Source organism: Stieleria bergensis (genome assembly GCA_007745635.1).
Lineage (GTDB): Bacteria > Planctomycetota > Planctomycetia > Pirellulales > Pirellulaceae > Stieleria > Stieleria bergensis.
On the sequence record CP036272.1, the window covers coordinates 1,576,971 to 1,589,885 of the forward strand.

Below are 12,915 nucleotides of genomic sequence, written 5' to 3' on the forward strand. Positions count from 1 at the left end.
GGGCTTGCCCTTCCACGTGGCCTTGCCCTTCCAAGTAGCCCTGCCCACCTTTTGCTTGCCTACCTTCTTTCCAGGCGATTGATCTCTCGTGTTTGATTGGCTCGTTCTCAAAGCGTTGTTCCGGCCTGTCTTGCTCAGGTGGGAGTGTTTCCGTTGTTGCTCATCGGTTCGCCATTTGCTGTGCCTGATCGCCTTATTGGCTGGTGGTTCTGTGCTCACGCATGCTCCGGCGGTAGCTGCTGAGCCAGTCGCGGCGCGAAGCGATTTGACCGCGACCATTGATCGGGCCATTCGATCGGCTTGGCAGCAGCAAAAGATTGAGCCCGCAGATCGTTGCAGCGATCCCGTGTTTGTGCGGCGAGTGTATTTGGACCTGCTGGGCCGCGTTCCCACGATGGAGGAGCGCGACACGTTTTTGGCAAACGCTTCAGCTGACCGGCGCAGCAAGTTGGTTGATCAGTTATTGACCAGCCCCGAGCAGGCCGAGCACTTTGCTGATCTGTTCGATGCGATCTTGCTGGGCCGAGGCAATCAAGGCGTCTACGACCAACGCGAAAAGCATGGCTGGAAAAAGTACCTGGTCAACGCGATTGCCGAAAACCGTCCGTGGAATGACGTTGCTGCGGAAGTCTTGCTGGCTCGACCGGAAGCTCCCCAGCAAGACGGTGCGGTGTGGTTTTTGTACGAAAAGAAGGACAAGTATCAAGAGATTGCCGAGGCCGTGGCGCCTGCGTTTTTCGGCATTCGTATCGAGTGTGCTCAGTGCCATGATCACATGATGGTCGACGAGATCACGCAAGCAGATTACTGGGGGTTGGTCGCATTTTTTAACCGCGGCAAAAACAAGATGACACCCAACGGGCCGCGCGTCGTCGAGTCAGCGATCGGTGGATTTTCTGAGTTCGCTGATTTGACGGGCTCCAGCAGTCCCAACCGCTTGCAGTTCATGGGGAAAGGTCCGCTCGATGAGGCACGCCCCAAAGCAGGTGACAAACAGCAAGATAAGGACGAGCTCTACATCAAGGCGGCGGTCAAGAATGATCCACGTGTGCCAAAGTTTTCGCGACGCGAGCAGTTCGTCAAGCAGGTGCTGGTCGAGCACCCTTTGTTGGCCCGAGCGATGGTGAACCGCTTGTGGGCGATCATGATGGGACGGGGATTGGTGCATCCCTACGATGAAATCGACAGCATGCATCCCCCCAGTCATCCCGAGTTACTTGACGCTCTGACCCAGGACTTTCGTGAGTCCGGTTTTCAGATGCGTCGTTTGGTTCGCGCCTTGGCAAACAGTGAAGCTTATCAACTGCAAGCGATCCGCCCCGAATCCGTCAACGATCCCCAGTGGTTTGCTTGGTATTTACAGCGCCCGCTAACTGCTGAACAAATGGCTCGTTCCCTGCAGGTCGTGTTGCGTGGAGAAGCGTCGCTCAATCGCACCCTGCTCGCTTCGCTGCGAACGCAAGTGCCGGACGTCTTGCCTGATAACGTTCAAGTTGACGTCACCGAGGCGCTCTTCATGACCAACGGAGCGCAGCTCGAAGCGATGATTCAAAACAGCCGCCAGCCACAATCACTGCATCAGCGGACGCTCCGCCAGTCCAATCATCCCAGCAGAGCCAAATGGTTGGTGGATGCCGTTTTGGGACGGTCGGCAGATCAAGCTGAAATCGATGCCATCACCGCCTACCTTGCCGAGCGGGACGATCGATTGGAGCAAGCAATCGATCAAGTCATTTGGTCGTTGGTCAGCAGTGGCGAATTTCGATTCAATCATTAGGAACAGGATCAAAGCATTGCGTCCCAAGCATCAACCCAACGATCCCTCGCCGCCTCGCGACTTGCGTTATGGCTGTGGTGGCAGCGAACATACGGTGCATCGCCGTCTTTTTCTAGAAGGCTCATTCGCCGCCGGCGCGGCTTCGCTGGCAAGTTTCAGTGGGCTGTTTTCCATTCCCGCAGTCGCCGAAGAAACCAAACGTGCTGGCAAAAAGTGCATCCTGTTATGGCTGTGTGGAGCACCCAGTCAGTTTGAAATGTGGGACCCGAAGCCAGGCACTGAAACCGGTGGACCATTCGCTGCGATCAATACCAATTTGCCGGGTGTGCAAGTCAGCAGTTTGATGCCCAAGTGCGCGACGATTATGGACAAGCTGGCGGTAGTGCGCAGCATGTCAACCAAGCCCAGCGAGCACTTTCAAGGCATCGACGCGCTCACTCGTGGCGACGCGCCACGGCCACCATTTGTCCGTCCCATTTTGGGATCAGTGGTTGCCGAACAGCTCGGGCAGTTAGACAGTCCTGTGCCACAATTCATTCTGCTGGATCCCTGTCCGGAGGGCAATGAATTCAAAGCCTTCAAAGCGGGTAACTGGGCCGGCTGGCTGGGAGCACAGTATGGACCCGTGCGAGCCGGTGGAGACTATGGGATCGCCAATCTCGAAAAATCAGCTGCGATCTCGGACTTGGATCATAGTGATCGTGAAGCCTTGCGAAGTTTCTTTACCAAGAAGTTTGCCAACGATCAACGCAGTGAAGCGGCTGATAACTACAACGCGGCTTATCAACGTGTGAAGGGCTTGATGTCCTGTGCTCCTCTGTTTGATCTGAACAAACTGCCGGTTGCTGATCGTGAGCGTTACGGCGGTGGGGCATTCGCACAGCATGCCTTGCAAGCGAGACACCTCATCGAAAATGGCAGCACATTTGTCATGGTCGCTAACGGAATGCCGTGGGATAATCATGTCTTTCAGCATGAGATGCATCAAATGTTGGTGCCAGAGCTGGATAACGTGTTGTTCCAACTGGTCAGCGACCTGGAAGATCGTGGCTTGCTAGAGGAGACACTGGTGATCGCGATGGGCGAGTTTGGGCGAACACCATGGTTGAATGAAGCACGCGGCCGCGATCACTATCCCAAAGCCTGGAGCATGGCGATGGCTGGCGGAGGAGTGAAAGGCGGAGTGGTGCACGGCGCCACGGATTCACAAGGTTACGAAGTGGTCGATGGCAAGGCCGATAATCGCAACTTGTTCGCCACCATCTTTGCTGCCTTGGGAATCGATCCACATCAAGAGTACGAACTGCCTGGCCTGCCAACCTTTCATCGCGTGGAAGAGGATGCGGCACCCATCAAGGAGGTGTTGCTATGAATGATACAGAAGCCAAGAACGATCAGAACAAAGCGGTCAAGCTAACGCGGACCGATCAAACCAAGGTGCCAATGGGCGTCCTGGATGGGAGCGTTTCCGCGGACTGGCAGCAGTGTGCGCTGGCATGTTTGGACGGGGTGTACTTGCTTAATGCCAAAGACAAACAACATCAGCGTTTATACCAACACGACAGTTGGGTCAGTTCCGTGCACTGGGTGGCTGAAGACCTGATCGTTTCAGCCGGATATGACGGAGCCATTCAGTGGTTCAATCCGCAAACCAAGCAGCCAATCGATCGGCTGAAACTGCATCAGTTCTGGTCTTGGGACATGGCCTTGTCTCCCGATCGCACGGTGTTGGCCTCCGTCACGGGACAATACCTTGCCGGCGGATACAAGTACGAACCGCAGAGCGAATCAGAGCCCTCGGTGTGTTTGGTGTCTGTCAAGGATCGCAAGGTCCTGCACCGGTTGTCACAAACGCCATCGGTTCAAGCGGTCGCATTCAGTCCCGACGGTCGCTTCGTCGCGGCCGGGAATTTAATGGGGACGGTAAGGGTGTTTGAAGTCGCCAGTGGGAAGCTGGCACGCGAGTTCAATACTGCCGACTTTACCAGTTGGGGCATCATCAAAAGCCATTGTTACCTGGGCGGCATCTTTGCGCTGCGATTCACGCCCGACGGCCAGCATTTACTGCTCGCCGGCATGGGGCCGATGCGAGATCCAATGGCTGGCAATGGCAAGCAACGCTGGCAAAAGTGGAAATGGGATCAAGCGGAACCACAACGCGTCGACCAAATTCATGACAAAGAGTTTGGCGAAGGCTTGATGGAAGCACTGGCCATTGACTCCGCTGGCGATCGCTTCTTGATGGCCGGACGATTGCGTGGTGGCAATTGGAATGCCGCCCTCTTTGAAGGTGCCACAGGCAATCAGTTGACGACGTTGAAAACGGGCTACCGAGTCACTCAGGCGGCCTTTAGCGACGACGGCAAGCGGCTCGCGCTGTTCGGTGCTCAAGGTCAAGGCAAGCGAAACAAAGAAGGCGAGCATCCGCACTTCGGACGCATCGAATTTTACGATGCCTAATGCCCCCGGGTGTGCACCGCTGCTTTGAAGATCTTCAGGTTACCTAGGTAGGGTGCGTGCCAGCACGCACTGATTCCCGAAAAGCACGAAATGCCAGGCCAAGGGTGTGCTGCGCATTGGTTGGTGGTGCCAGCACGGCACCCGCCGAACTCTGATCGCGTTCGTTTCTAGGTACGGGCTGCCTGGCAATGGATTCGATACAGCTGACGAGTCACTACGGACGGGCGCGGAAGTTCCACTCAGGGGTTCCCGGTGGATCGTCTGACGATGGGGTTTTGCCCAGACCATATTTCTCTGGCTGCATGTCCAGATTCTTGTAGTGATCCTTTTCGCGGATGAATCCATAGAACGTGGGGTAGAAGGCATCGACAAATGCGACATCGGCTTTCTCTGGCACGTCTTTGTCTAGCAAGTAGTACGTTGCGTTGACCAGCATGCGTCGCAGATCTTCGCTGACTAAGTCAACGCTTGCGCCGGCAGTGGTGCAAAACGATTTTCCTTCGGTGCCGTTGGGGGCGGTGTACGGGTGGACCCAAGCCAAGGCTTGCATGGGGTCGTTTTTCTTGTCGTCGATGATCTTGGACTTGGGGTCCAAGGTTTCCGTGACAGCACCGAGCAGCAAGACTTCATCTTTGTCGGTCAAGTTGCGTACCGTGTAAACATCCGAAGGGGCAAACACGTCGCTAACGCTGTTCAGGATGGGGTGGCTGGCTTGGTCTTCGACGACCACGCCACGAGCACCTTGTCGTTTGTGTCCGCCGTGGTGAGCGACCCATTGTTCGCCAAGAATCTGGCGACCGAATTGTCCGTGGCCAAGCGTGCCACCGAATTTGCCTCCACCTGTGAACGCGTGCGTGGCGGTGCGAATACCGATCACGGGTTTGCCAGCGTTGATGAAGCTGGTGATGTGTTTGGAGTCTTCTTCATTGGGGCGGCGAAAGCGAGTGCCGATCAGCATCAAGTCGGCATCATCTAGCTCATCCCAGGCCACAATGCCTTCTTGGTTGTTGGGATCAATGTACTTTCCGTCGGCGCTCATCGAGAAGATAACGGTGCAGTCAAAGCCGTGTTTCTGGCTGAGAATCTTGCCTAGCATCGGCATGGATTCTTCGGTGCGATACTCTTCGTCACCAGCGACCAAAACAATTTTCCCTTGCGACTTGCCCTTTGCTGGCAAGTGCAGGCGGCCAGGGCCTTCGCCCGCTTGGGCAACGGTGGCACTGAGCGATGAACAGACGAACGCTGCCACGCATAGCGTGCCAACAAATCGAGCTGTTAAACGGTTGATCGATTGTTTCATCTCATCGAATCCGGGTTGGTGGGTCTGGGGTGGTACTTCAGGGAGGTTGGCTGGCGACTCTTGCCCGCCAGCAGATAGCTTAGGTCTGCGCATGAGATTCGGCAAAGCTCCTCGAGCGAATTTCTGCCGGTAGTGTAATTCAAACAGAGACGGAGCTAAATGATCTGCAGTAAGCGAACCCAATTCAGCAACTTCGTCCGGTTGAGTTCCCCAGCGGTCTCGATGGGATAGCCCGCTTGTTGCAGCGGCGTCGACCAGGTGGGGGCGTCATCTGGGGAATCGATGGGAAGCAGCAACCGCAAGGCACTCTCGGGTTGGTTTTCTCGCAATCGAACCGCCGGTGGTTTCGTTTTAGCCGACACGGCGATGCCATTGAATTCGCTCCGATCGCTCAAGCCCATCGCGATCGCGAGCGTGTCTGCTGATGAGGTTTTATCGCCGTTGGTCACTCCATAAGTGGCCAAACCGATCGAACCAACCGTCACGCGTTGCAGCATCAGTGAGACAAAGCGAGCAACGACATCGATCTCTTTGGACTCCCAACCTTTCTCTGATTCGCAGCTGACGGCGCAAACCACAACGCCTTGCTTGGCGGCCAATGCTTGCCAGTTTTCGAGCGCCTTTTCTGGTTCACGTTCATCCGGTGGCAGCAACACAATCAGCATCGCCAAGCTGGTTGCTTGTTGGTCCAGGGCAGCCAGTTGGTCTTCAGACGGCATCGTCAAGGCAGCCAGGTTCGGTGCGTCAGGCAAACGCAGTGCCTGCACTTCCCAGGGCTTGGGCTCGGCATCAGGCTTCCACTGCGGCAAGGCTTCGGTGATGGCTTTGCCGCCAATGCTGGTCGGTTTGACGGCAACCGTTTGTTCCTTGCCATCACGCGTGATGGTCGCCTGGATCTCGGTGTCTGGTGCCGCTGTGATCAACAGCTTTCGCAGTGTTGTGACGTCCCTGATCTCTGTGTCATCCAGTTTTAGCAGAACATCGTTGGCTTGCAGTTTGCCTTCCGCAGCAGACTCGGGAAGGATGGCTTCAATGGTGACGGTTTGTTGTTGCTGTGCGTCATCGGCATCGTCTAACGTTTCGGTCTGGTCGACCCAGATGCCTAAACGCTGTGGCTCAAGCGGATCAATCTTGTCGGCCAGGAAAACATCCACGGTGGTCGTTTTGTCACCGCGTTTGAAGCTGACGGCGATCTTGTCACCGGCATCAAAGGGCCCCAGTGCTTGTTCAATCTGGCTGAACATCTTGACGGGCGTGCCAGCGATGGCGGTGATCTCATCGCCCACTTCCAGGCCTGCCTGTTCGGCTGGTGAACGCAGTCGCACGGCGCCCAGTGCGGTGTCCTCGGCTAACGGATCTTTGGATCGCGGGACAATCCCCAGTAGCCCTTTATGGATGTCTTGGCCCTCACGCATGCGATCGAGTTTGTTGGCGATCACATCCGCTGGCACGGCGAATGCAATTCCCGAATCGTACCAGCTGGTCGCATCGGGAGCTCCGCCCGCCGGCACGGCCGGGACCGACAGACCCACGACGTTACCACCGAGGTCAATCAAGGGACCGCCATAAAAGGTCGGTGAAATCCTGGCATCGCACTGTAGCATGGTTCCTTTGAGCCGTCCGCGAGCGCTGAGAATGCCGGAGCTGACCATCGGTGCTTGGTCGATCCCATAACGACCCACGCCAATCACGGTTGAACCAACGGGCAGCTGATCACGATCAGGCAAGTTAACTGCTGGTAGTGGATCCTTTGAATTGATCTTCAACAGAACCACGCCACGATGATGGTCTCGGGCGACAGTTTTCGCCGCAAAACGCGTTTGATCTGGCATCACCACCAGAAGGCTGGTCGCACTGCGACGAAGGATGATGTCTGATGCCACGACCAGGCCTGAAGGATCAACGATCAGGCCGCTGGTGGGAGCGTCTTGTTCAAGTTCGCTACGTCGACGACCGCCAGTTTGTGCGACACCGATGGCTTCAATCGAAACCACTGACGGCAGCACGCGCTTGGTGGCGTTGCGAACGGCTTGTGCAAATTGCTGACGGTACTGCAGCGACTTGGTAAGGTCTTGACCGGAGGCCGTGATCGGAAAGGCGGCCGCGATGACGCAACCGACGATCAGCAACCGAGCGGTGATGTTGTGAAACCAGTGCACTCTGGGAGCTCCAGCGAATTAAGGTTGCAAACGGACGGGCAGGATGTCGCTACCTCGTTGAATGGTCAACGAAAAAGCGTCCCGGCGATCGATCCGTCGCAGCAGTTCGGTAAACGTTTTCTGATCGCCAATGCGTTGGCCATCGAGCAGTAGAATCAGGTCGTCTGGTTTGAGTTTGGCCACCGCTGCTAGCGAGTCTTTCTTGATCGAGTCGACATACGCAGGGGTGGATTCAAGAACATCAGGGACAAGGATCAATCCCAATGTTGTGAGGTTATGGGATTGATCACGCGGCAGGATCGGTTGGTCTTCTTTGGGCTTGGTGCTCACCTTGCCAGCGATGATATCGCCAATCGCCGATCGCAGCGTTTCCAGTGGCAGCGCGTAGTTCAACCACACACCCGTTTCGGAATCGCGAAGCTCTTTGCCGATCATGCCGACAAGCTTGCCATCGTATCGCACCACAGCACCGCCAGCGGCCCCCGGGTTATTGCCAATCAAGTCCAGCAGAAACACCTTGCCTCGATAAGGCGTTTTGAAAGTGCCCCGTCTGGCGTCCAGTTTGGTGATGCCTGCGATGGAGCCTTGCATCACGCTGGCGGCTTCATTGCCGGTGGCGATTCCAAACAGGTTGCTAACCGCCAGAACCGGGTCGCCCCACTGCACCTGGAGGTCTTTCTCTAGCTTAAAGAATGGCAGATTCGTTGCGTCGATCTTCAGCACGGCCAGTTCTAATGCCGGTTCGATGCCAACGATTTCTGCATCAAATCGTCGGCCGTCATCAAGGATCACAATCGGAGCAACGTCCAGGACATAGCTCCAGGCCGTGACGAGATGCCCTTCGGGGGAAACCAAAAAGCCGCTTTGATAGGCTTCTAATCCACGCAGCCCCCCGGCCCCATAAATTTTGGCCACTCGCTGCTGTGCAGGCCGACTTTGCTCGGTCCAGTTTTGCTGCTCAGAATCATTGGCCGCTTGCTGGACCGGGGCTGCGGCGGCTGCGGGATCCTGGGCAGCAGCATGGCTTGCCGATAGCATTGCCGCGGCCGCAAGGCAAATCAGCCCTGCAAGACCGTTTCGCATTCGGTCACGGCTCTGACGTTCAAAAAATCGAGTTGCCATGTGGTCCTGGTTGAATGGATTCACTGTTTGTCGAATCATTGATCTTCTCCGTCGTTTGCCGCCGCTGTTTCCTTTGCTGGCGCTGCGTCGGAGGTTGTCTGTGCGTCAAATTCGATCTGTAACTCGGTGATCTTTCGCTTCGACTCGACACCGAAACGCAGGTCTAGGCCGGTGAGTTTGCCATTGTCGTATTCCAACCAAGCTTCTGCGGGGTCGGTGTCGCGGTCAGCAAACGCTTCAATGCATTCTAAAGCACCGGTCTCGGGGTGCATTAGCCAGCGATGTTCGATCTCTTGAGAGGTTCCCAGCATGCAATCGCGAAGTGGTCGCTGGCCGCCAAGCGGCATGGTGCCCCAGTAATAGGTTTCGCCAAACTTCTCCGGCCCCAGCAACATCAATCGGCGAAGCGAGTCCAAGGCGACTAGCAAGGCGGCATCGTTACCGGTGTCGACCGCGTCAAAAAAGTCACTCTTGGCTTTCAATTCCAGGCTTCGGTCACCAAGGCTGACAACACATTTTTCGTTCGACAGCAGCAGCTTGATGTCTTTGCCGTCGGCGGTCTTGCCCGTTAGTTTCCACGTTTCACCGGCTGGGAATTGATCCTGCAAGGACTTGAAGCAACGGTCTTGGTTCTGCTGATTGAAATAGTAGTTTGCAAACCCCTCTCGATTCTTGATCAAGGCCATGGCCTGTGGAGGAATCTTGACGGGCTTTTTTCGTGCACCACCGGGACCAGGCCCATGCGGTTGCGGCTTGGGGGACTCTGGTTTGGGAGCCTTGGGTTGGGGAGCATTTGGGTCCGGTCTCTGGGCGGGTCTTCTCCGCCGCTGCGGCTGATCCTCTTGGTTGTCTGGTTTGTCGCCCGGCTGATCTGGGACAGGAGGCGGTGGGGGCATGGCGGAGGCCATTTTGGTCAGCAATTCATCTCGGCGATGCACACCAGGCAAGCGGACCAGGGTCTCGATGGTCTTGCCTTCCTCGCGAAAGGTGATGGGAATGCGCCAGCCATTGGGCAGCGTGCCGAGGACGTTCTGGACATCGTTGGCGGTGCTGACTGGACGTCCTGCCAGTTCCAGAATTTCGCTGTTGTAACGCATGCCGCGTCGATAAGCGTCGCTGGATTCCAAGATATTGCTCACCACAACGCCGCCATCGGGGTCGGTCGTCACGGTCGCCCCAAGCGTCGCGTGATCGACAATTCGGCCGCTGCTTAAGTAGCCTAGAAAGTTCTTGGCTTGGTTGATCGAGATTGCATAGCCCACGCCGACGTTGACTCGGCCGCGTTTTTCGAACGAGCCACGGCCGACGATGCCCAGCAAGTCGCCTTGTGAGCTGTAAAGTGGACCGCCAGAGTTGCCTGGGTTGATGGAGGCGTCTGTTTGCAAGCAGTCTGCGTATTCCAATAAGGTGCCAGAAGGGTATTGGTAGCGACCGACACCGCTTAAGATTCCATAGGTCACCGTGGGTTGTAAATTGGTTGCCAGCAGGAACGGATTGCCAATCACCATGCACTCATCACCGGCCTTTGATTTCAAGCTGTCACCAAGCGTGGCAACGGGGAAGTCATCGCGTCCCAATAACTTGATCATGGCCAAGTCCCCAACGGGATCAAGCCCCACCAGCACGGCGTCATACACGCGCCCATCACTCAGGCCACACTTCATGTACGAGCCAGCGGGGCTGGTGACGTGAAAGTTCGTCAGCGCATAGCCTTCAGGAGAAATCAACACGCCGCTCCCACCGCCTCCGCCGCCGGGCATGAAGACGCTGACCGCGCTGGGACGCGCTTTGTTGATCGCTTTGATGCGTGCTTGTTCCGCTTGCTGAACCAACTTGGGAACAACGACCGGACTGTTGGTTTCGGCGCTAACTTGGCTTGCAAGCAGATGCAGCGTGATCACGACCACACCGATAAGCTGGCAGGTGAATTGGAAAGTTGTGATTCGAAAAGCAGTCATGGGTGAACTGGGGTGTTAGGATGACGGATCCGCGATGAATCAGCCGAGCCTGAGAGGAGTGATCAAATCGCTGAGGCAGAACTCATTTCAACAGTCGAGGTTTGATGAAACGCACCATGTCGCCCGCGTCACCATCGTCGCCGTCTAGAACTTCAAGCCGTAATCGTTTTGCGCCCGCAATCGGGATCCGAAAGCCCTTGGCTTCGTCAAGTTGCAGGGTTTGTTCCCACTGAACGTTGCCGTCGGTAGAGATGCGCACAAAGACCTTGCCTCCCGCTTCGGTTTGTTGCCAGCGCTGAACAGATCCCGAAAGCGTCAAGAAACCCGGTTCTACACGATACTCAGCCGTCCAGTTTGCTGCTGCGATCAGGTCTGCACCACTGGCTTTGGCACCGAACCATTGGTTCATTAATGCCCCGTCCAAAGCCGATGGAACAGTGGGGTTGATGTTCGACTGAGCCGCCGCCAACGATGCTAGAGTCGCTTGGCCACTGGACCACTGAATGGAAAGGATGTTCTTCAGTGGCAGAGACACCTTGCTGTCGTCGCTCAACAGAAAACTGAGTCGTCCCTCGTCTGAGTTGGATTGCAGCGAACGCGCGTAGTACCGCGAACCATTGCGATCTTCAATCTGCACGCTGGCACGCTTGGGGGCCTCAGTTGGCGGGCGAAAGATCACCCCCTCGAGTTTGTTGACCGGTGCGTCGATCTCGCGTCCGCTCAGCGAGAATTTCAGCGTCTCACCAGACAGACTGAGCGCCACGCCAGCGACGGGATCAAGTTGTCCGTTGTTGCGACGAATCACCATCACGTCACCACGCTGTTCTTTGTCTAATAAGCCTAACCACTGAGGATCGCTGACTGGATCGCCCGAGCGCAAACGCAGTGAACGAAGTGACTTGACGGGAATCGTCAGCGGTGCTTTCGAGGCGGGGTTCAGTGTTGCATTGCGATCATCAAAGCTCACTTCATCCATCCGGATTTCACTGCTGTCAGCCAGAACCGCCGTCAGCTTGGGGCGTTGTGAAAACGGACGCACATCGATGCGGCGGATGGCAATCAGCTCTTTGAGCTCAATCGTCCGATTCTCGGCCCCGCTGATCTTGATCGCGCTGGATGTGACGCTCTCTAGCTGGCAGGGAGTGAGGGTTTCGCCTGAGGTCAGCTCCACCTCGACATCAATGGCATGTGCTGCTGATGAAGTGAACACGATCGACAATGCCAGGACACAGCTGATCAGGCTCGGGAGCGGAAAACGAGCGTTGCGGCAGGAAAGAACGTTCACTTTGAAAGGTCGCCAAGTGGAGTCGGAAATCTACTGGTGCCGTGCCAACGCCGAAGGGCCTGGCAGTCTGCTTAGACCGAATAGTTTACCACACTTCAGCCGATTCACGAGCAACTAAAGCCACTGGCGCGGTGGAACAGCGGGGCTGAGTCGGATTTGACAGCACTGCCGGTCTGTGAGGTTCTGTTCGTGGATCTTGAAGCTGCGTCCCTGCAACCAACGGATGAAGCATTCAGCCGAGATCTGCCCTGCCGTTCTGGGGGTGGTTGGAAGTGGGGAACGCCCGCGCTGGGCTGTTTGGAAGCCCGCGCTGGGCTGTTTGGAAGCCCGCGCTGGGCTGTTTGGAAGCGGGGCGTGCGGTCCGATGGGAAGGCTGCGGGCGATCATCCAATGAATGGCACTTTGGGGCAAAGTGTTTAACGCCAATAGAAAAACCCCCTAAGGCCAATCGGCTTCAGGGGGTCAGAATTGTTCGGGCCCAGGCTTTGGGCATCACCGCCAGAGGTCGCCCTAAGGCTGGTTCTTGCCGGCCCATCGAGATCATGAAAATCGATCTGCTGGAAATCTCAGCAACGAAGACATCTGCAACGCCGGCGCGAGGCGCCGGCAGCAGAGTTGCCTTACTCAGCTGCAGGAGTCTCTTCTGCAGGGGTCTCTTCTGCAGGAGTTTCTTCTGCAGGAGTTTCTTCTGCAGGAGTTTCGGTAGTGCCTTCAGTGGTGGTGTTTTCCGTTTCGCCAGCAGGTGCTGGGGCTTTGGTGTCGCTGGGGCAGCCGGTGGAAACAACCAACATAGCAGCAGCGGCCAGGGTGGCCAGTAAACGTGACAGGGCTTTCATAATGATCTCCAAGATTGA

At 56.3% G+C, this 12,915-nt stretch carries 9 protein-coding genes; 3 read left to right on the top strand and 6 right to left on the bottom strand.

The features are described 5' to 3' along the window. Positions 1-211 precede the first annotated feature (211 nt). The 3 genes from SV7mr_RS05215 to SV7mr_RS05225 are packed head-to-tail and all read left to right on the top strand — an operon-like array spanning position 212 to position 4,237. Positions 212-1,777, top strand: coding sequence for a DUF1549 domain-containing protein (locus SV7mr_RS05215; RefSeq protein WP_419188120.1), 1,566 nt, complete (start codon positions 212-214; stop codon positions 1,775-1,777). Between the two features lie 16 nt (positions 1,778-1,793). Further along, positions 1,794-3,149 carry a DUF1501 domain-containing protein gene (locus SV7mr_RS05220; RefSeq protein ID WP_419188121.1) on the top strand — a complete coding sequence of 452 codons (1,356 nt, stop codon included), beginning with the start codon at positions 1,794-1,796 and terminating at the stop codon, positions 3,147-3,149. Beyond that, positions 3,146-4,237 carry a WD40 repeat domain-containing protein gene (locus tag SV7mr_RS05225; RefSeq protein WP_145269883.1) on the top strand — a complete coding sequence of 364 codons (1,092 nt, stop codon included), beginning with the start codon at positions 3,146-3,148 and terminating at the stop codon, positions 4,235-4,237. Before SV7mr_RS05220 ends, SV7mr_RS05225 begins: the two co-directional genes overlap by 4 nt. A gap of 214 nt (positions 4,238-4,451) precedes the next feature. On the opposite strand, the gene SV7mr_RS05230 is transcribed toward SV7mr_RS05225, so the two are convergent. The 6 genes from SV7mr_RS05230 to SV7mr_RS25090 form a co-directional block, all read right to left on the bottom strand. Continuing rightward, positions 4,452-5,537, bottom strand: coding sequence for a ThuA domain-containing protein (locus tag SV7mr_RS05230; RefSeq protein ID WP_145269886.1), 1,086 nt, complete (start codon positions 5,535-5,537; stop codon positions 4,452-4,454). Positions 5,538-5,692: 155 nt separating this feature from the next. Beyond that, a complete protein-coding gene (locus SV7mr_RS05235; protein ID WP_145269888.1) occupies positions 5,693-7,696 on the bottom strand; it encodes a PDZ domain-containing protein in 2,004 nt (667 codons plus the stop codon). Between the two features lie 18 nt (positions 7,697-7,714). Continuing rightward, positions 7,715-8,857, bottom strand: a complete 1,143-nt coding sequence (locus tag SV7mr_RS05240) for a S1C family serine protease (RefSeq protein ID WP_419188122.1) — start codon at positions 8,855-8,857, stop codon at positions 7,715-7,717. Continuing rightward, complete coding sequence (locus SV7mr_RS05245; RefSeq protein WP_145269889.1) at positions 8,854-10,776, bottom strand: S1C family serine protease; 1,923 nt, start codon at positions 10,774-10,776, stop codon at positions 8,854-8,856. The genes SV7mr_RS05240 and SV7mr_RS05245 overlap by 4 nt, the downstream gene beginning before the upstream one ends. Positions 10,777-10,858: 82 nt before the next feature. Next, on the bottom strand, positions 10,859-11,986 hold the full coding sequence (locus SV7mr_RS05250) for an NPCBM/NEW2 domain-containing protein (RefSeq protein WP_145269890.1): 1,128 nt from the start codon (positions 11,984-11,986) through the stop codon (positions 10,859-10,861). A 695-nt stretch (positions 11,987-12,681) separates the two neighbouring features. Beyond that, positions 12,682-12,897, bottom strand: a complete 216-nt coding sequence (locus SV7mr_RS25090) for a hypothetical protein (RefSeq protein WP_419188124.1) — start codon at positions 12,895-12,897, stop codon at positions 12,682-12,684. Between the last annotated feature and the right edge of the window lie 18 nt (positions 12,898-12,915).